This window comes from Pseudomonas sp. A014 (assembly GCF_052378495.1).
Taxonomy (GTDB): domain Bacteria; phylum Pseudomonadota; class Gammaproteobacteria; order Pseudomonadales; family Pseudomonadaceae; genus Aquipseudomonas; species Aquipseudomonas machongensis.
This window is the reverse complement of the sequence record NZ_CP199001.1, coordinates 193,000-210,389: the sequence shown is the minus strand read 5'-3', so window position 1 is coordinate 210,389 and position 17,390 is coordinate 193,000. Positions and strand designations below refer to the sequence as shown.

Here is a 17,390-nt window from a genome sequence, read left to right as displayed (position 1 = left end):
GAGTCACCACACAAGGCCGCTGCCACAGGACACCTCGAACCCTGTGAAGCGGCCTTGTGCCGTGATGGGCCGCACAGCGGCCCTTCTTCCCATCACCGCTTGTTCTGCACCATCTCCATGAACCTTGGCATCGCCGCCTCCTTGTCCGCCACGATCCGCGCCATGTGCGGATGCTCGCGCAGCTTCCCCAACAGCGCCGCTGCCTGTGGGAAGTCCGCCAGGAAATCGATCCCCAGCACCTTCTTGCCTACCGCACACGCCAGGTCGACCGAGAAGCAGAACATCAGGTCAGCCAGGGTCAGCTTTTCGCCAGCGACATAAGGCGCGAACTTGCCGTTGCGCTTGAGCGTGGCGAAACCTGCCAGCAGCTCGCTGCGCGCCCGCTCCTTGATCAGCGGCTCCACCGCCGTACCGAAGAACGCTTCGGCGTAGCAGGTACGTGCTGGCAGCTCGATGTACAGCTCGATCTCCTTGAGCAGCTCACGCACCTTGGCCTGCCCGAATGCATCACTGGGCAGCAGCGGATGCTCGGGGTGGGTCTGCTCGATGTAGTCGAGGATCACGTTTGTCTCACTGAGAAAGCCGTGTTCGGTTCCCAGCACCGGAACCTTGCCACGCGGGCTGATGGCCAGCACCTCGGGCGTCTGCCCGGAAACGAACGGCACTTCCTCGAAGGGCACGCCTTTTTCGAGCAGGGCCAGCTTGACCATGTTGTAGTAGTTGCTGACCGCGAATCCGTAGAGCTTGAGCATGAACGACAGCCTCCAGGCCGTAAGGGGTTGGCCTGGCTGTTATAGCCGCCTGGCCACCCCCTGACCAGCATCATGGCGCGCGTCGATGACCGGGCATTGCCGACACAGGCATGGCACACTGTCGCTTTCATCACAGGAGTAGCGCCATGAGCGAACCCACCGACATCGAAAACGACGACGAAGAATTCGCCGAGGCGACGCTGACCCAGGCCATCGAGAACCAGATCGAGAGCGGCAATCCGCCTGCCGCCAAGGCCACCTTCAACAAGCTGACCCTGGTCGGCTACGAACGCGAAGACATCCTCAACCTCATGGCCCACGTGCTGGCCATCGAGATCGACGCGCTGCTCACCGAGGACCGCGCATTCGATACCGAGTGGTACGAAAATGCCCTGCGTGCCCTGCCCGAATTGCCACCTGAGGCAAATCAAGGCGACGACGACGAAGCCTGACTACACTCCTGACTTCCATCCTCGTCTGGAAGTCAGGAGTCGCCCATGTCCTTCACCCCCGAATTGATCGCCGAACTGGAAGTCCTTGCGCTGTTCAACCTCGACAGCAGCCAGGAAGGGATCAAGATTCACGCCAATGCCTCGCCAGCCCTGGTCGCTGCGGCCAAACGCCTGCATGACAAGCAACTGACCGATCAGCCAGACGGCGGTTACCTGACCAGCCTGGGACACGATGCGGTGGAGAGCGTGCAGTTGCTGCTGAATGTCCTGAAAAACCCACAGCCTGCATAACTGCGCCGGCCTCATCGCGGGACAAGCCCGCTCCCACAGGTGCAGCACCGTTTTCAAGGGTCTGGTTGGATCTGTGGGAGCGGGCTTGTCCCGCGATGAGGCCCATAAAGACATCGCACTTTCTCAGACGCTGGAAAAATGGCGTCAAAATGCCACTCACCCTCTTATCCGCCCTCGCCACTCAGGCTAAACTCGCCGGTGCTCCCCCGGCCTGTCTGAGTGCGTCATGAACCACCCCCATGAAATTCGCCCCGATCTGCACGACGGTATCGACCGCAAGGTGCTGTCGACCCTGCGCGGGCGTTTTCTCCAGCTGAACCAGGGGCGCCTCGAGCGGGCCATGGAAGGACTGTCCAGCCGCCAGCAGCAGGTACTGACGCTGCTGCCGCTGTTCTTCCACGTCAATCATCCGCTGCTGCCGGGCTATGTGTCGGGCAGCACGCCAGCGGGCGTCTCGGGCTTCGAGCCGGACGCCGATCTGTTGGCCGAGGCCCAGCGCCTGACCCGCTCCTTCACCTACAAGGCCCGCCACGGCAACCCGCCACGGCCGATTCACGGGCTGTTCCTCATGGGCAGTCTGGGCACCCTGGCCCAGGCCGAGCAAAGCGACATGGACCTGTGGGTCTGCCATGCGCCGGGGATTGGCGAGGGCGCCCTGGCCGAGCTGCGGCGCAAATGCCAGTTGCTCGAGGCCTGGGCCGCTACCCAAGGCGCCGAGGCGCATTTCTTCCTGATCGAGCCCCAGGGCTTTGTCCAGGGCGAACGCGACAGCCAGCTCAGCTCCGACGACTGCGGCACCACCCAGCATTACCTGCTGCTCGACGAGTTCTATCGCACGGCGATCTGGCTGGCCGGACGCACGCCGCTGTGGTGGCTGGTGCCGGTCTACGAAGAGCACAACTACCAGGCTTACACCCAGACGCTGCTGTCCAAGCGCTTCATTCGCGCCCAGGACGACCTCGACCTCGGCCACCTCGCGCACATCCCGCCGGGTGAGTTCGTCGGCGCCGGGCTGTGGCAACTGTTCAAGGGCATCGACTCGCCCTACAAATCGCTGCTCAAGCTGCTGCTGACCGAGGTCTACGCCAGCGAGCACCCCGAAGTGCGCTGCCTGAGCCTGGACTACAAACGTGCGGTGTTCGCCAACCGCCTGGACCTCGACGAGCTGGACCCTTATGTCATGGTCTACCGGCGGATCGAGCAGTACCTGCAGCGCCGCGGCGAGCACGCGCGCCTGGAGCTGGTGCGACGCAGCCTCTACCTGAAGGTCAACAAGAAGCTCAGCGCCCTGGCCCGCACACGCAGCACCGGCTGGCAGCGCCAGCTCCTGGAGCGCCTGACCGAGGAGTGGGGCTGGGACGAGCGCCAACTGGCCCTGCTCGACAGCCGCAGCCAGTGGAAGGTCCGCCAGGTGGCGGTCGAGCGTCGCGAGCTGGTGGCCGAGCTGAACTACAGCTACCGCTTCCTCAGCCAGTTCGCCCGCGACCAGAACGCCAGCAGCCGCGCCGATCAACGCGACCTCAACGTGCTGGGTCGACGCCTGTACGCAGCCTTCGAGCGCCGCGCCGGCAAGATCGAAGTCATCAACCCGGGCATCGCCCCGGACGTCGCCGAAGACACGCTCACCCTCGTCCAGTCGCCCAACCGCAAGGAGCCGGGCACCCACCACTGGGGCCTGTACAACGGCAACCTGGGCGTGCACGAGTGGGAACATTTCAGCCCGATCAAACGCTGCCGCGAACTGCTCGAACTGCTGACCTGGGCGCACCGCAACGGCGTCATCGACAGCAGCACCCGCCTGGCTCTGCACCCTGGTGTCAGCGACCTGAGCGAATTCGAGCTGTTCAACCTGCTCGGCAGCCTGCAGCAGACCATCGCGCTACCGCTGGATACCGTCAGCGAAATCCGCCTGCTGCAACCAAGCGTGGCCGACGAAATCCTGTTGCTGGTCAACGTTGGCATCGACCCGCTGCGTCATCACCGCGACCTGAACATCCTGATGACCACCGAGCGCACCGACTCGCTGAGCTATGCCGGGGTGCGCGAAAACCTGGTGCTGACCTTCGACCAGATCACTCTGAACAGCTGGAACGAAGTGCTGGTGCAGCGCTACGACGGCGAGCACGCGCTGATGCGCTGCTTGCGTGATTTTCTCAACAGCCAAGGCCCACGCACGCAGCGTCCGCGGTTACGGGTGCGCTGTTTCTGCCACAACCGCGCGCAAGCGATCGCCCAGCGCGTCGAGGACATCTTCGAGACCGTGCAGTCGCTGCTGGATCAGGGCCTGAACCACCGCTACCTGCTGCAGGTGGCGCAGCACACCCATGTGCTGGACCTGGTGCCCGGCCAGGTCAGCCTGACTACCCTGGACGACCAGGATGCCGTGCTCGCCCACCTCGGCGAGGAGCGCAGCCAGTACAGCCCGCTGTACCTCGATGCCAACGCCCTGCAGGACCACGACCTGCCGCTGGTGCTGGAGCAGGGCCAGCCGGGTTGCATCCAGGTGTTCTATCGCCTGCACGAAGGCTGGGCCGAACTCTACGTACTCGACGAGTACAACGCACTCTGGCAGCAGCGGCTGCCACTGCAGGACGAAAGCCACCTGCTGCTGCCCCTGCAACGCTTTCTGCAGTCGGTCGTGGTACGCCGCGATGCCCAACTGCCACTCGACAGCCTGCAACAGGCCGCGCTGGACATCCTCTACTACCAGCTACTGCCCAACGGCCCAGGCAAATGCCGTGCCCTGGAGCCTCGGCCCGCGCCACAGGTCGCGGGCGGCCAGCCGTACTACGAAGTGCAGGCGATTCTCCAGGCAGGCGCGGGGGATGACGTGCATGTCACGCTGTATTGCGACCAGCAGGAGTTTTCACAGCTCGATCACGGCGACCAGCTGTATGCCGTGGTCGCCCGGCAGATTCTGCGCCAGCGCCGCAGCGCCGGGAACTACCGCTGCTACATCACCGACCTGGATCTGTCCGAACTGCTTGAGGACGAACAGGGCTCGACGGTGCTGTTCCTGCGCTACAAGCGCGAACTGGAGCAGTCGCTCAATGATGGGCTGGAGCAGCTACAGGCTGGTTTGTAGGTGATGCCGTTCAGAGGTCGAAATCACCCGCCGCTTCAGGCTGGTATTCCACCTCGAGCAGCTTGAGCTTGAGCGTCTTGCCACCCGGCGCCGGCCAGTCGATCTGGTCGCCCACCGACAACCCCAGCAGCGCACAGCCGATCGGTGCCAGGATCGAGACTTTGCCTTCGGGCCCTGCATCCTTCGGGTAGACCAGGGTCAGGTGATAATCCTTGCCGGTGGCTTCCTCGCGGCAGTGCACGCGTGAGTTCATAGTCACCACGCCCGCCGGGACCTCCTCGTGGCCGACCACCTGTTCGGCGCGGTCCAGCTCGTCCTGCAGGGCGAGCACACCCGGCGTGCTTTCGTCGAGGCTGTCGAGCAGACGCTCAAGACGCTGCACGTCCAGTCGGGTGAGGATGAGGGAAGGCTTGGTGCTCATGGTCCAGTCAGACTCCTTTCAACGAAGTATTTCAAGCTGTAGATAAAGCAAAACCCCGCCCAAGGGCGGGGTTTGAGAATGCTTCTGGCGCGGCCAGTACCGGATTGACACTACCACAGCCGGGCAAATACTCAAGCCTGTGGCGTCGAAGCCCTCAACGCATCGGCCTCGCGGCAGATCTGCCGCCGCCGTTCGTCATCGGCCGAACGCCATTCACGGATATGCTCCACATGCCGCATGCATCCGGTGCAGACCCGACGCTCGTCGAGACGGCAGACGCTGATGCACGGCGAAGGCACGGCCGGGCTGACGTTGCTGTAGAGCGGCTTGGGCGGCCGCGGTTGCTCGCTCATCTCAGATCTCGTCGAAGTCCAGCTTCTCGCCGACTCGCTCCCAGACGATGCGCTCGAGCATCTCACCGAGCAGTTCTTCGCTCTTCTCGCAGACCCACTTGCCGCTCTCTTCGTCATAGTCGAAGTGGAAACCGCCCGAGCGGTCGGCCAGCCACAGCTGACGCAGCGGCTCCTGGCGGCTGAAGATCAGTTGGCTGCCGTTGTCGAACTTGATCGTCAGGACACCGGCGGAGTTTTCCATGTCCAGATCCAGGTCGGTCTCATCGAACAGATCCTCCAGGGCCTGTTGGGTCGCGTCGACCAGGTCGTGGAAACGCGCTTCGCTCAAACTCATTGCAGGAACCTCGAAAATGGCTGCACACACGCAAGCCGGGCACGATACGACCGCTGGGCGCTGATTGCAAAGACTAGCGACCGGCAGCACCGAGCCCAACCCTCACAGCCACCAAGCCTGGCCCGCCCGACGGACCGGCCCTTGCATAGGCAATCCGCTGGTCGCTCGGTATACTCGGGCGCAATACTGCTTATTTCAAAGGATTTCACCCATGAAGCGCCTGATTTCCTCCATTGCGGCGCTGGTCGCTGTAGCCTGCCTCGTTTCGGCCTGCGGTCAGAAAGGCCCCCTGTACCTGCCTGAAGACGGCAAGGACGGCAAGAGCGCACGCAAGTCGTCGCACCAGCACGCGCAGCCGGCCAAGGCCGCCCCGCAAGACGAAGAATCGCTGCCAGAGCAGTCGCCAGAGCAGTAAGGAAATCCAATGGACGCATTCAACTACCGCGACGGTGAACTGTTCGCGGAAGGCGTGGCCCTGTCGGCCATCGCCGAACGTTTCGGCACGCCCACCTACGTCTACTCGCGCGCCCACATCGAGGGCCAGTACCGTAGCTATACCGACGCCCTGCAAGGCGTCGAGCACCTGGTGTGCTTCGCGGTCAAGGCCAACTCCAACCTCGGCGTGCTGAACCTGCTTGCACGCCTTGGCGCGGGCTTCGACATCGTTTCCGGTGGCGAACTGGAGCGTGTGCTGGCAGCCGGCGGCCGGGCCGACCGCGTGGTGTTCTCCGGCGTCGGCAAGACCCGTGAAGACATGCGCCGCGCGCTGGAAGTCGGCGTGCACTGCTTCAACGTCGAATCCACCGACGAACTCGAGCGCCTGCAAGTGGTGGCCGCCGAGATGGGCAAGGTCGCCCCGGTCTCGCTGCGGGTCAACCCGGACGTCGATGCCGGCACCCATCCGTACATCTCCACCGGCCTCAAAGAGAACAAGTTCGGCGTCGCCATCGCCGATGCCGAAGCCATCTACGTGCGCGCCGCACAGTTGCCCAACCTGGACGTGGTCGGTGTCGACTGCCACATCGGCTCGCAGCTGACCACCGTCGACCCGTTCCTTGACGCCCTCGACCGCCTGCTCGACCTGGTCGACCGCCTTGCCGACTGCGGTATTCACCTGCGTCACCTCGACCTGGGCGGCGGTGTCGGCGTGCGCTATCGCGACGAACAACCCCCGCTGGTGGCCGACTACATCAAGGCCATCCGTGAGCGCGTCGGCGCTCGCGACCTGGCCCTGGTGTTCGAGCCGGGCCGCTACATCGTCGCCAACGGCGGCGTGCTGCTGACCCGCGTCGAATACCTCAAGCACACCGAGCACAAGGACTTCGCCATCATCGATGCGGCGATGAACGACCTGATCCGCCCGGCGCTGTACCAGGCCTGGATGGGCGTCAGCGCGGTCAAGCCACGTGAAGGCGAAGGCCGCGCCTACGACCTGGTCGGCCCGATCTGCGAAACCGGTGACTTCCTCGCCAAGGACCGCCAGCTGAACCTGGCCGAAGGCGATCTGCTGGCTGTGCAGTCGGCGGGCGCCTATGGTTTCGTCATGAGTTCGAACTACAACACCCGTGGCCGTTGCGCCGAAATCCTGGTCGATGGCGACCAGGCCTTCGAAGTCCGCCGCCGCGAGACCATTGCCGAACTGTTCGCCGGCGAAAGCCTGCTGCCGGAGTGAACCCATGCTGCTGCGTTTCACCAAGATGCACGGGCTGGGCAACGACTTCATGGTCCTGGACCTGGTCAGCCAGCACGCGCACATCCAGCCCAAGCATGCCAAGCAGTGGGGTGATCGCCACACCGGCATCGGCTTCGACCAGCTGTTGATCGTCGAGGCACCGAGCAATCCGGAAGTGGATTTCCGCTACCGGATCTTCAATGCCGATGGCTCCGAAGTCGAACAGTGCGGCAACGGCGCGCGCTGCTTTGCCCGTTTCGTGCTGGACAAGCGCCTGACCGCCAAGAAACGTATCCGCGTCGAAACCAAAGGCGGTGTCATCGAGCTTGATGTGCAGAACGACGGCCAGGTCTGTGTCGACATGGGCCCGCCGCGCTTCATCCCGGCCGATATCCCCTTCGTTGCCGACCAGCAGGCGCTGAGCTATCCACTGGAAGTCGATGGCCAGGTTCACTCGATCGCCGCCGTGTCCATGGGCAACCCGCATTCGGTGCTGCGCGTCGATGACGTGCGCAGTGCCCCCGTGCATGAGCTGGGCCCCAAGATCGAGCACCACCCGCGCTTCCCGCAGCGGGTCAACGCCGGCTTCATCCAGGTCGTCGACCGCCACCGTGCCAACCTGCGGGTCTGGGAGCGCGGTGCCGGCGAAACACAGGCCTGCGGTACCGGCGCCTGCGCCGCCGCCGTGGCAGCCATCGCCCAGGGCTGGATGGACTCTCCCGTGTCCATCGACCTGCCGGGCGGGCGCCTGAGCATCGAATGGGCTGGCCCCGGCAAACCGGTATTGATGACCGGCCCAGCCGTACGCGTCTACGAAGGACAGGTTCGTCTCTAAGCGAGTATCCGCCATGACCGATCAGCCACAGGTTGTACCCAAGCAAGCCGCCGACCTCGACGCCGAGGCGGTGGTCGCCTACCTGCGTGCCCACCCAACCTTCTTCTCCGAACATGACGAACTGCTCATCGAGCAGCGCATCCCCCACCAGCGCGGCGACAGCGTGTCGCTGGTGGAACGTCAGCTCAAGCTGCTGCGTGACCGCAACATCGAGATGCGCCATCGCCTGTCGCAATTGATGGATGTGGCCCGCGACAACGACCGACTATTCGACAAGACCCGCCGCCTCATCCTCGACCTGCTCGACGCCAGCAGCCTGGAGGAAGTGGTAATGGCGGTCGAAGACAGCTTGCGCCAGGAGTTCCAGGTGCCCTTCGTCAGCCTGATCCTGTTCGGTGAGAACGCCGCGCCGGTCGGCCGCTGGGTCAGCAGTGCCGAGGCGCAACAAGCCATCGGTGGCCTGCTGGGCAGTGGCAAGACGGTCAGCGGCAACCTGCGCGAGCATGAGCTGGCATTCCTGTTCGGCGAAGACCAGCGCAAGGACGTCGGCTCCAGTGCCGTCGCCTCGCTGGAGCATCAGGGCCTGCACGGCGTGCTGGCCATCGGCAGCCGCGACCCGCAGCACTACAAGAGCAGCGTCGGCACCCTGTTCCTCACCTACATCGCCGAAGTCCTCGGTCGCGTGGTTCCGCGCTTCACCCAGACGCTGCGCTCGGTACGCTGATGGAACGCCAGCTGGAAGCTTATTGCGCGCACCTGCGCAACGAGCGCCAGGTGTCCGAGCACACCCAGCTGGCCTACCGCCGCGACCTGGAAAAAGTGGTCGAATTCTGCAACACCCAGGGCATCGCCAACTGGCAGGCCCTGCAGATCCAGCAACTGCGCCAGTTGATCGCACGCCTGCACCACCACGGCCAGTCATCGCGCAGCCTGGCGCGCCTGCTCTCGGCGGTGCGCGGCCTGTATCGCTACCTCAACCGTGAGGGGCTGTGCCAGCACGATCCGGCCAACGGCCTGACCCCGCCCAAGGGTGAGCGTCGCCTGCCCAAGACCCTCGACACCGACCGCGCCCTGCAACTGCTCGACGGCGGCGTCGACGACGACTTCATCGCCCGTCGCGACCAGGCCATTCTCGAATTGTTCTACTCCTCGGGCCTGCGCCTGTCGGAACTGACCAACCTTGACCTCGAACAACTGGACCTGGCCGGCGGACTGGTCCAGGTGCAGGGCAAGGGTGGCAAGGCCCGCGTCCTGCCGGTCGGGCGCAAGGCGCGCGAAGCGCTGCAGGCGTGGCTGAAACTGCGCGGGATCAGCGCGCCACGCGACGGTGCGATGTTCGTCACCCGCCAAGGCAAGCGCCTGGGGCCACGGGCCATCCAGTTGCGGGTCAAGGTCGCCGGAGAACGCGAACTGGGCCAGCACCTGCACCCGCACATGCTCCGCCACTCCTTCGCCAGCCACCTGCTCGAATCGTCCCAGGACCTGCGCGCGGTACAGGAGATGCTCGGTCACGCCGACATCAGCACCACGCAGATCTACACCCACCTGGACTTCCAGCACCTGGCCGCCGTCTACGACAGCGCCCATCCCCGAGCCAAACGCAGCAAAGGCAGCGACTCATGAGTATCAAGCTGATCACCTTCGACCTGGACGACACCCTGTGGGACACCGCACCAGTGATCACCAGTGCCGAGACCGTCCTGCGCGACTGGCTTGCCGCCAATGCCCCAACCCTGGGCGGTGTGCCGGTCGAGCACCTGTATGCCATCCGCGAACGCTTGGTGCAGGCCGAACCGGGCCTCAAGCACCGCATCAGCGCCCTGCGCCGGCGTGTGCTGTTCCACGCACTGTCCGAGGTCGGCTACAGCGAGCAACACGCCCAGTCGCTCGCCAATGAGGCCTTCGAGGTGTTCCTGCATGCCCGGCATCAGGTCGAGGTGTTTCCCGAAGTGCAGCCGGTGCTGGAGATCCTGCGCCATCACTATGTGCTGGGCGTCGTGACCAACGGCAATGCCGATGTGCGGCGGCTTGGGATTTCGGACTACTTCCGCTTCGCCCTGTGCGCCGAGGACCTGGGGATCGGCAAGCCCGACCCTGCGCCCTTCCGCGAAGCCCTCAAGCGCGGTGAAGTGGAGGCCAGTGCCGCAGTGCATGTCGGCGATCATCCGGGTGACGACATCGCCGGGGCCCAACGCGCCGGCTTACGCGCAGTCTGGTTCAACCCCCAGGGCAAGGCCTGGGCCGGCGAGCAGGCGCCCGATGCCGAGATCCAGCGCCTGTCGCAGTTGCCCGACGTGCTGGCACGCTGGCGCTGACCGCCCTATCGCGGGGCAAGCCCGCACGAACACCCAAATTCCACCCACAAAAAAGCCCGCAGCGACCGCGGGCTTTTTTTGTATCCAGCCACTCAGATAGGGCGGCTGCCGTACTTGTTGTCCGGCTTCTTGGGCGGATCGGCGACCACGTTGGCCTCGACTTCCTGGACCTTGCCACCGCGTGCCAGGAACTCTTCCATGGCGCGCGCCAGCGCGTCGCGTTCCTTCTGCTTGGCTTCCATGCTCGGCATCTCGTCTACCGAGACTGCCGCCTTGGACTTGCCTTTGGCGGCAGGTGCAGGGCTGCTGTCGTCGTCGCCGGCGTCTTCCGCGCCGTCGTCGGATGCCGCTTCAAGGGCCTCATCACCCTCGTCTTCGTCGCCTACTTCGAGGTCATCATTTTCCAGATCGTCGTCGCTCATGTTCTACCTCATGACTTGCGAAAAGCAGGTTAGTTATAGACCAGTGATGCCGTAGACCGGCAGCCACCAGTGAAAATTCAACTGGCCGTGGGTTGGCCACTGCCTTGGATGTACGGCCCCTGGTGAGGGCGTTTCACCCAGCAGATCCCAGCTCCTGGCGGGATCTGACGAAATCCTTGAGCCGCCGCTGCTGGCCTTGCGCTATTGGCAAGCCTAGCAAAGCGTGGCGAAGTGTGTGGAAGGCACTGCAAACACCCTTCCGGCGCGCATTCTAGCGCGCCGGGAGAAAAAACAAAGCTCCATCAGTACCCGCTTTTCTGTAAGTTTTCTGCCTGCGTCACGAACGTGCCGGATAAACCGTTTGCCTACCGGCGAAACGGTAAAAATCAGGCAAAAAAATGCCCGGACAAGCCGGGCAAGTTTTTTACTGCAGGGCGGTTACAGGTTGTAGCCGCGCTCGTTGTGCTGAGCCAGGTCGAGGCCGACCGACTCTTCTTCTTCGTTGACCCGCAGGCCCATTACCACGTCCAGCACCTTGAGGATCACGTAGGTGACGATGGCGGTGTAGGCCACGGTGAAGATCACGCCCTTGGCCTGGACCCAGACCTGCGCACCGATATCGGTGACCGCGCCGAAGCCGCCCAGGGCCGGTGCTGCGAACACACCGGTGAGAATCGCGCCGACGATACCGCCGATACCATGCACACCGAAGGCATCCAGCGAGTCGTCGTAACCCAGCTTGCGCTTGAGGCTGGTGGCGCAGAAGTAGCAGATCACACCCGACGCCAGGCCGATTACCAGGGCGCCCATCGGGCCGACGGTGCCGGCAGCCGGAGTGATGGCGACCAGGCCGGCGACCACACCCGAAGCGATGCCCAGGGCGCTTGGTTTGCCGTGGCCGATCCACTCGGCGAACATCCAGCCCAGCGCGGCGGCGGCGGTGGCGATCTGGGTCACCAGCATGGCCATGCCGGCAGTGCCGTTGGCCGCTGCAGCGGAACCTGCGTTGAAGCCGAACCAGCCGATCCACAGCATGGCAGCGCCGACCAGAGTGTAGCCGAGGTTGTGCGGAGCCATCGGCGTGGTCGGGTAGCCTTTGCGCTTGCCCAGTACCAGGCACGCCACCAGGCCTGCGATACCGGCGTTGATGTGCACCACGGTGCCGCCCGCGAAGTCCAGTACGCCCCAGTCCCACATCAGTGCGCCGTCACCGCTCCAGACCATGTGCGCGATCGGCGCGTAGACCAGGGTGAACCACACGCCCATGAACACCAGCATGGCGGAGAACTTCATGCGTTCGGCAAAGGCACCGACGATCAGTGCCGGGGTGATGATGGCGAAGGTCATCTGGAAGGTGATGAACACCGCCTCAGGGAACAGCGCGGTGGCCGAGGTCAGGCCAGACGGCGTCACACCGGCGAGGAAGGCTTTGGAGAAGCCGCCGATGAACGAGTTGAAGTTGAGCACGCCCTTTTCCATACCGGTGGTATCGAAGGCGATGCTGTAGCCGTAGATGACCCACAGGATGCTGATCAGACCGGTGATGGCGAAGCACTGCATCATCACCGACAGCAGGTTCTTGGAGCGCACCATGCCACCGTAGAACAGGGCCAGGCCCGGGATGGTCATGAACAGTACCAGCGCCGTGGCCGTGAGCATCCAGGCGGTGTCGCCGGAGTTCAGTACCGGGGCGGCTGCTTCCTCTGCCAGGGCCAGGCCAGGCATTACGAGGGACAATAGGGCTCCTAGCCCTGCGATCTTGCGCAGAGTCATTTGTTTTCTCCTGGGGCGTTTGGGTTTGGTGAGGCTTGTTGTGTCGCTTAGATCGCGTCGGTATCGGTCTCGCCGGTACGGATGCGGATCGCCTGCTCCAGATTCACCACGAAGATCTTGCCGTCGCCGATCTTGCCGGTGTTGGCCGCCTTGGTGATGGCTTCGATCACCCGGTCCAGGTCCTTGTCATCGATGGCGACATCGATCTTGACCTTGGGCAGGAAATCGACCACGTATTCGGCGCCACGGTACAGCTCGGTGTGGCCTTTCTGCCGGCCGAAGCCCTTGACTTCGGTCACGGTGATGCCTTGCACGCCGATTTCCGACAGCGACTCGCGCACGTCGTCCAGCTTGAACGGCTTGATGATGGCAGTGACTAGCTTCATGAAACTCTTCTCCCGATTTGGTGGACTTGCCCCAGGAAAACAAACCCGTCTCAAGTCTAAGCGCAGCGCCTGGCTTTGTAACGCGTCGTCGGCTCCATTCCCCCACCGACACACGTTTTCGGCGAGTGAAGAGGGAGCCTTGCGGCTCCGCCTGCACACTGCCCGATCACAAGGGACTGCATCAGTGCATGGCGCACAGAGGCCTTTGCAGAAACCTTGCCAGATCCGGCAAAGGGCCGGAAAACAAGTAGTTGCGCACAATGCTCGGGATTAGCCCATGGCCAGTACGCTGAAAGCTGCACGATTCTGGTGCATCGAGCCGCCGGCAGCTGCTCAAAAAGTGTGCGTCCGACCGTCGAAATGCGCCGTGCTACACTGCCCACCTTTCACACGCCACGGAACAGCCTGACCCATGCTCGCGCCCAAAGCCCTTCTCGACGCCCTGAGCGACCAGGCCTCGCGCCTGTTCAGCGGCGACACCGCGCAGCCGCGCGCCGAACTCGAAAGCCAGTTCAAGATCCTGATGCAGAGCGCGTTCAGCAAACTGGACCTGGTCAGCCGGGAAGAATTCGACAGCCAGATGGTGGTCCTGGCGCGCACCCGCGCGCGCCTCGAAGCCCTGGAGAAGCAAGTGGCCGAGCTGGAAGCGCGCATGGCGCCACCAGCCCAGGACTAGCCACCCTGAGGGATATACGGCCGGCCTCCGCGCAGAGGCCGGCCGCAAACTTCAAACGCTTCCTACAAACACCAGGGAGCATTCAAACAAGATGAAACTTATTTAAAGTTCACCTCCCCGGTTGACTTCGATACTACCCTTGAATAAAGTTCGCTCGCCCTGAGAGAAGGGGCCTTTTTTCCATTCACTGAAGAATTCAATGGACACAGTATCTAGTCGCTGCCTGACCGCCGCCGCACGGCCCGGTCAGGCACTTGAACCGGAACACCGGTCCCGACACCCTGGTCGGGCAAGCCGCGCCAGAGCCTGATGCTCCGCCGTGACTTGCCACAGCCGGTGTCCGCCGGTTGGAGGCAAGCTCATGAACCTCACGTCATTCGTTTCACATCGCCTGCACGCCTGCCTGGCGCGTTTGCAGGCCCGCGCCTGGCCGCCCCGTGGCCCGTGCGCTCCAGCCCAGCCCTCGGCCGCCGTGCGCGGCCCGCAGTTGCGTGCCGTATGGCAGGCACACCCCTGCCACGGAAAACTCCAGTTGCGCCTGAACTGGCACCATGACGACAGCCAGGACCCTCCAGGTAGACGGGGGCCGCTGGCACGCGTTTGCGCTCGCCTGAGACCCCACACGCTCCACTGAACAACTGATATTGAACAGTAACTTTTGATCGAACTTTCAACATTGAAAGTTCGCCAGACCGTTATTGCCCATTATTTATCAACGAGGAATACAAACATGGACTGCGCGAGTAGAAAGTTCGCTGCCGAAACAACTTCCGACTCTCGGCAGCGGACAGACAACTGTCGGAAAAACCAAGCATTTTTCTGCGACCCGACATGCCTACGTTCACCCCCTGAGTGAAACGTCTGTGTGTCGTGCCGCCGCAGCGGCAGGAGCACAGCAACATGACCGTCAAACACCGCAACACCCCACCGGCCAAGGCCGAACGCGAAACCCGCCTGTCCACCCGCGCCGCCCGTGAAGCGCGCAATGGCCTGTCCGTCACCCTCGCCAACCTCGATGCCAGCGAGCATGGCCTGACCGAACACGAAGCCGCCAAGCGCCTGCAGCGCGACGGCGCCAACCAGGTCGCTCACGACCAGCAACCCCACGCCCTGGTGCAACTGCTCAAGGCTCTGCACAACCCGTTCATCTACGTCCTGCTGACCCTGGCCGGGATCAGTTTCGTCACCGACTACTGGATGCCGATCAGCGCAGGTGAAGCGGACGACGCCGACCTGACCAAGGTCATCATCATCATGACCATGGTCAGCCTCAGCAGCCTGCTGCGCTTCTGGCAGGAGTACCGCTCGAACAAGGCCGCCGACGCCCTCAAGGCGATGGTGCGCACCACCGCCACCGTGCTGCGCCGCGAACAGTTCGGCCAGCCGCCGCGCCTGCGCGAAGTGCCCATGGACGAACTGGTGGCCGGCGACATCGTGCAGCTTTCGGCGGGCGACATGATCCCCGCCGACATCCGCCTGCTCGAATCACGCGACCTGTTCATCAGCCAGGCGGTGCTCACCGGCGAGGCACTGCCGGTCGAGAAGTACGACACCCTGGGCAATGTCGCGCAGAAGTCCGCCACCGATGACAGCGGCAACCAGGACAACCTGCTCGAACTGCCGAACATCTGCTTCATGGGCACCAACGTGGTCAGCGGCCGCGCCCGCGCCGTGGTGGTCGCCACCGGCCGGCGCACCTACTTCGGCTCCCTGGCCAAGGCCATCTCCGGCTCGCGCAGCCAGACCGCCTTCGACCGCGGCGTGAACAGCGTCAGCAGCCTGCTGATCCGCTTCATGCTGGTGATGGTACCGGTGGTGTTCATGATCAACGGCCTGGTCAAGGGCGACTGGGGCGATGCCTTCCTCTTCGCCCTCGCCGTGGCCGTGGGCCTGACCCCGGAAATGCTGCCGATGATCGTCAGCGCCAACCTGGCCAAGGGCGCCGTGGCCATGGCCCGGCGCAAGGTGGTGGTCAAGCGCCTGAACGCCATCCAGAACCTCGGTTCGATGGATGTGCTGTGCACCGACAAGACCGGCACCCTCACCCAGGACCGGATCATCCTCGAGCACCATGTGCGCATCGACGGTGAGCGCGACAAACGCGTGCTGGAACTGGCCTGGCTCAACAGCCACCACCAGAGCGGCGTGCGCAACCTGATGGACCAGGCCGTGCTCCACTTCGCAGGTCAGGAGCGTGAATTCCAGGCGCCCTACGCCTACGCCAAGGTCGACGAGTTGCCGTTCGACTTCATTCGCCGTCGCCTGTCGGTCGTGGTGAAGAACGCCCTGGGCGATCACCTGATGGTGAGCAAGGGCGCCGTCGAGGAAATGCTCGCCATCGCCACCCATGTGCAGGAAGGCGACAGCGTCGTGGCCCTCGATGAGCGTCGGCGCCAGCGCCTGCTGGCCAGCGCCGATGCCTTCAACCGCGACGGCTTCCGCGTGCTGGTGGTCGCCACCCGCGACATTCCGGCAAGCGAAGGCAAGGCGCAGTACCACACCGACGACGAGCGCGACCTGGTGATCCAGGGCTTCCTGACCTTCCTCGACCCGCCCAAGGAAACCGCCGGCCCGGCCATTGCCGCCCTGCGTGAGATGGGTGTGCGGGTCAAGGTGCTGACCGGCGATAACCCGGTGGTCACCTGCAAGGTGTGCCGTGAAGTCGGTCTGGAGCCCGGCCTGCCGCTGCTCGGCCAGGACATCGAGCGCATGGACGACACCACCCTGAAGATTCAGGTCGAAGAACGCACCGTTTTCGCCAAGCTCACCCCGCTGCAAAAGTCCCGCGTGCTAAAGGCGCTGCAGGCCAACGGTCACACCGTGGGCTTCCTCGGCGACGGCATCAACGACGCCGCCGCCCTGCGCGACGCCGACGTCGGTATCTCGGTAGACAGCGGCACCGATATCGCCAAGGAATCGGCCGATATCATCCTGCTGGAAAAAAGCCTGATGGTGCTTGAGGAGGGTGTGCTCAAAGGCCGCGAAACCTTCGGCAACATCATGAAGTACCTGTGCATGACCGCCAGTTCCAACTTCGGCAACGTGTTCTCGGTGCTGGTGGCCAGTGCCTTCATTCCCTTCCTGCCGATGCTGGCGATCCACCTGCTGCTGCAGAACCTGATGTACGACTTCTCCCAGCTGTCGCTGCCGTGGGACCGCATGGACAAGGAATTCCTCAGCGAACCGCGCAAGTGGGATGCCCGCAACATCGGCCGCTTCATGCTGTGGATCGGCCCGACCTCGTCGATCTTCGACATCACCACCTTTGCCCTGATGTGGTACGTGTTCGCCGCCAACAGTGTCGAGATGCAGGCGCTGTTCCAGTCTGGCTGGTTCATCGAAGGCCTGCTGTCGCAAACCCTGGTGGTGCACATGCTGCGCACGCGCAAGGTGCCGTTCTTCCAGAGCACTGCAGCGCTGCCGGTGATCCTGGCCACGGGCCTGGTGATGGCGCTGGGCATCTACATCCCGTTCTCGCCGGTGGGCACTATGGTCGGTCTGGTGCCGCTGCCGTGGGAATACTTCCCTTGGCTGGTTGCCACCCTGCTGGGCTACTGCGTGGTCGCACAGACCATGAAGACCCTCTACATCCGCCGCTTCGGACAGTGGTTCTGAGCCTGCAG

General features: G+C 63.8%; 19 protein-coding genes. 11 read left to right on the top strand and 8 right to left on the bottom strand.

Going from position 1 to position 17,390, the window contains the following annotated elements:
• Nucleotides 1-92 precede the first annotated feature (92 nt).
• Nucleotides 93-752 carry a glutathione S-transferase gene (locus ACTYOL_RS01040; RefSeq protein ID WP_054891611.1) on the bottom strand — a complete coding sequence of 220 codons (660 nt, stop codon included), beginning with the start codon at nucleotides 750-752 and terminating at the stop codon, nucleotides 93-95.
• 146 nt (nucleotides 753-898) lie between these two features.
• Between ACTYOL_RS01040 and ACTYOL_RS01035 the strand changes: the two genes are divergently transcribed.
• The 3 genes from ACTYOL_RS01035 (at nucleotide 899) to ACTYOL_RS01025 (ending at nucleotide 4,580) form a co-directional block, all read left to right on the top strand.
• A complete protein-coding gene (locus ACTYOL_RS01035) occupies nucleotides 899-1,204 on the top strand; it encodes a hypothetical protein (RefSeq protein ID WP_054891610.1) in 306 nt (101 codons plus the stop codon).
• 45 nt (nucleotides 1,205-1,249) lie between these two features.
• Nucleotides 1,250-1,495: a TIGR02647 family protein gene (locus ACTYOL_RS01030; RefSeq protein ID WP_197889736.1), complete on the top strand. Its 246-nt coding sequence runs from the start codon at nucleotides 1,250-1,252 to the stop codon at nucleotides 1,493-1,495.
• A gap of 226 nt (nucleotides 1,496-1,721) precedes the next feature.
• On the top strand, nucleotides 1,722-4,580 hold the full coding sequence (locus ACTYOL_RS01025) for a class I adenylate cyclase (protein ID WP_197889735.1): 2,859 nt from the start codon (nucleotides 1,722-1,724) through the stop codon (nucleotides 4,578-4,580).
• A 10-nt stretch (nucleotides 4,581-4,590) separates the two neighbouring features.
• Here the strand turns inward: ACTYOL_RS01025 and rnk are convergent, their stop codons facing one another.
• The 3 genes from rnk to cyaY form a co-directional block, all read right to left on the bottom strand.
• Nucleotides 4,591-5,001: a nucleoside diphosphate kinase regulator gene (gene rnk, locus ACTYOL_RS01020; protein ID WP_323452144.1), complete on the bottom strand. Its 411-nt coding sequence runs from the start codon at nucleotides 4,999-5,001 to the stop codon at nucleotides 4,591-4,593.
• A gap of 131 nt (nucleotides 5,002-5,132) precedes the next feature.
• On the bottom strand, nucleotides 5,133-5,354 hold the full coding sequence (locus tag ACTYOL_RS01015; RefSeq protein WP_054891606.1) for a DUF1289 domain-containing protein: 222 nt from the start codon (nucleotides 5,352-5,354) through the stop codon (nucleotides 5,133-5,135).
• Nucleotide 5,355: 1 nt separating this feature from the next.
• Nucleotides 5,356-5,688 (bottom strand): iron donor protein CyaY, encoded by a 333-nt coding sequence (cyaY, locus tag ACTYOL_RS01010; protein ID WP_054891605.1) that lies wholly within the window; start codon nucleotides 5,686-5,688, stop codon nucleotides 5,356-5,358.
• 211 nt (nucleotides 5,689-5,899) lie between these two features.
• Here cyaY and lptM point away from each other — a divergent pair, with 211 nt between their 5' ends.
• Genes lptM through ACTYOL_RS00980 form a run of 6 tightly spaced genes read left to right on the top strand, consistent with a single transcriptional unit; the run spans nucleotide 5,900 to nucleotide 10,510 of the window.
• Nucleotides 5,900-6,103, top strand: a complete 204-nt coding sequence (gene lptM / locus ACTYOL_RS01005) for an LPS translocon maturation chaperone LptM (RefSeq protein WP_054891604.1) — start codon at nucleotides 5,900-5,902, stop codon at nucleotides 6,101-6,103.
• Between the two features lie 9 nt (nucleotides 6,104-6,112).
• On the top strand, nucleotides 6,113-7,360 hold the full coding sequence (gene lysA, locus ACTYOL_RS01000; RefSeq protein WP_372821729.1) for a diaminopimelate decarboxylase: 1,248 nt from the start codon (nucleotides 6,113-6,115) through the stop codon (nucleotides 7,358-7,360).
• A 4-nt stretch (nucleotides 7,361-7,364) separates the two neighbouring features.
• Nucleotides 7,365-8,195: a diaminopimelate epimerase gene (gene dapF, locus ACTYOL_RS00995; RefSeq protein WP_112897096.1), complete on the top strand. Its 831-nt coding sequence runs from the start codon at nucleotides 7,365-7,367 to the stop codon at nucleotides 8,193-8,195.
• 13 nt (nucleotides 8,196-8,208) lie between these two features.
• Nucleotides 8,209-8,919 carry a DUF484 family protein gene (locus ACTYOL_RS00990; protein WP_054891601.1) on the top strand — a complete coding sequence of 237 codons (711 nt, stop codon included), beginning with the start codon at nucleotides 8,209-8,211 and terminating at the stop codon, nucleotides 8,917-8,919.
• Nucleotides 8,919-9,818 carry a tyrosine recombinase XerC gene (xerC, locus tag ACTYOL_RS00985; RefSeq protein WP_444757426.1) on the top strand — a complete coding sequence of 300 codons (900 nt, stop codon included), beginning with the start codon at nucleotides 8,919-8,921 and terminating at the stop codon, nucleotides 9,816-9,818. The genes ACTYOL_RS00990 and xerC overlap by 1 nt, the downstream gene beginning before the upstream one ends.
• Nucleotides 9,815-10,510, top strand: a complete 696-nt coding sequence (locus tag ACTYOL_RS00980; RefSeq protein ID WP_197889732.1) for an HAD family hydrolase — start codon at nucleotides 9,815-9,817, stop codon at nucleotides 10,508-10,510. Before xerC ends, ACTYOL_RS00980 begins: the two co-directional genes overlap by 4 nt.
• Before the next feature lie 92 nt (nucleotides 10,511-10,602).
• Here the strand turns inward: ACTYOL_RS00980 and sutA are convergent, their stop codons facing one another.
• From sutA to glnK, 3 genes are all read right to left on the bottom strand, one after another.
• Nucleotides 10,603-10,932, bottom strand: a complete 330-nt coding sequence (sutA, locus tag ACTYOL_RS00975) for a transcriptional regulator SutA (RefSeq protein WP_054891598.1) — start codon at nucleotides 10,930-10,932, stop codon at nucleotides 10,603-10,605.
• A gap of 438 nt (nucleotides 10,933-11,370) precedes the next feature.
• On the bottom strand, nucleotides 11,371-12,705 hold the full coding sequence (locus tag ACTYOL_RS00970; protein ID WP_054891597.1) for an ammonium transporter: 1,335 nt from the start codon (nucleotides 12,703-12,705) through the stop codon (nucleotides 11,371-11,373).
• Nucleotides 12,706-12,752: 47 nt separating this feature from the next.
• Nucleotides 12,753-13,091 carry a P-II family nitrogen regulator gene (glnK, locus tag ACTYOL_RS00965; protein ID WP_002555808.1) on the bottom strand — a complete coding sequence of 113 codons (339 nt, stop codon included), beginning with the start codon at nucleotides 13,089-13,091 and terminating at the stop codon, nucleotides 12,753-12,755.
• Between the two features lie 412 nt (nucleotides 13,092-13,503).
• Here glnK and ACTYOL_RS00960 point away from each other — a divergent pair, with 412 nt between their 5' ends.
• A complete protein-coding gene (locus ACTYOL_RS00960) occupies nucleotides 13,504-13,767 on the top strand; it encodes an accessory factor UbiK family protein (RefSeq protein WP_065861730.1) in 264 nt (87 codons plus the stop codon).
• Nucleotides 13,768-14,149: 382 nt separating this feature from the next.
• On the opposite strand, the gene ACTYOL_RS00955 is transcribed toward ACTYOL_RS00960, so the two are convergent.
• Nucleotides 14,150-14,320 carry a hypothetical protein gene (locus ACTYOL_RS00955; protein ID WP_155738181.1) on the bottom strand — a complete coding sequence of 57 codons (171 nt, stop codon included), beginning with the start codon at nucleotides 14,318-14,320 and terminating at the stop codon, nucleotides 14,150-14,152.
• Between the two features lie 347 nt (nucleotides 14,321-14,667).
• Between ACTYOL_RS00955 and mgtA the strand changes: the two genes are divergently transcribed.
• Nucleotides 14,668-17,382, top strand: coding sequence for a magnesium-translocating P-type ATPase (gene mgtA, locus ACTYOL_RS00950; RefSeq protein WP_444757425.1), 2,715 nt, complete (start codon nucleotides 14,668-14,670; stop codon nucleotides 17,380-17,382).
• Nucleotides 17,383-17,390: the final 8 nt, after the last annotated feature.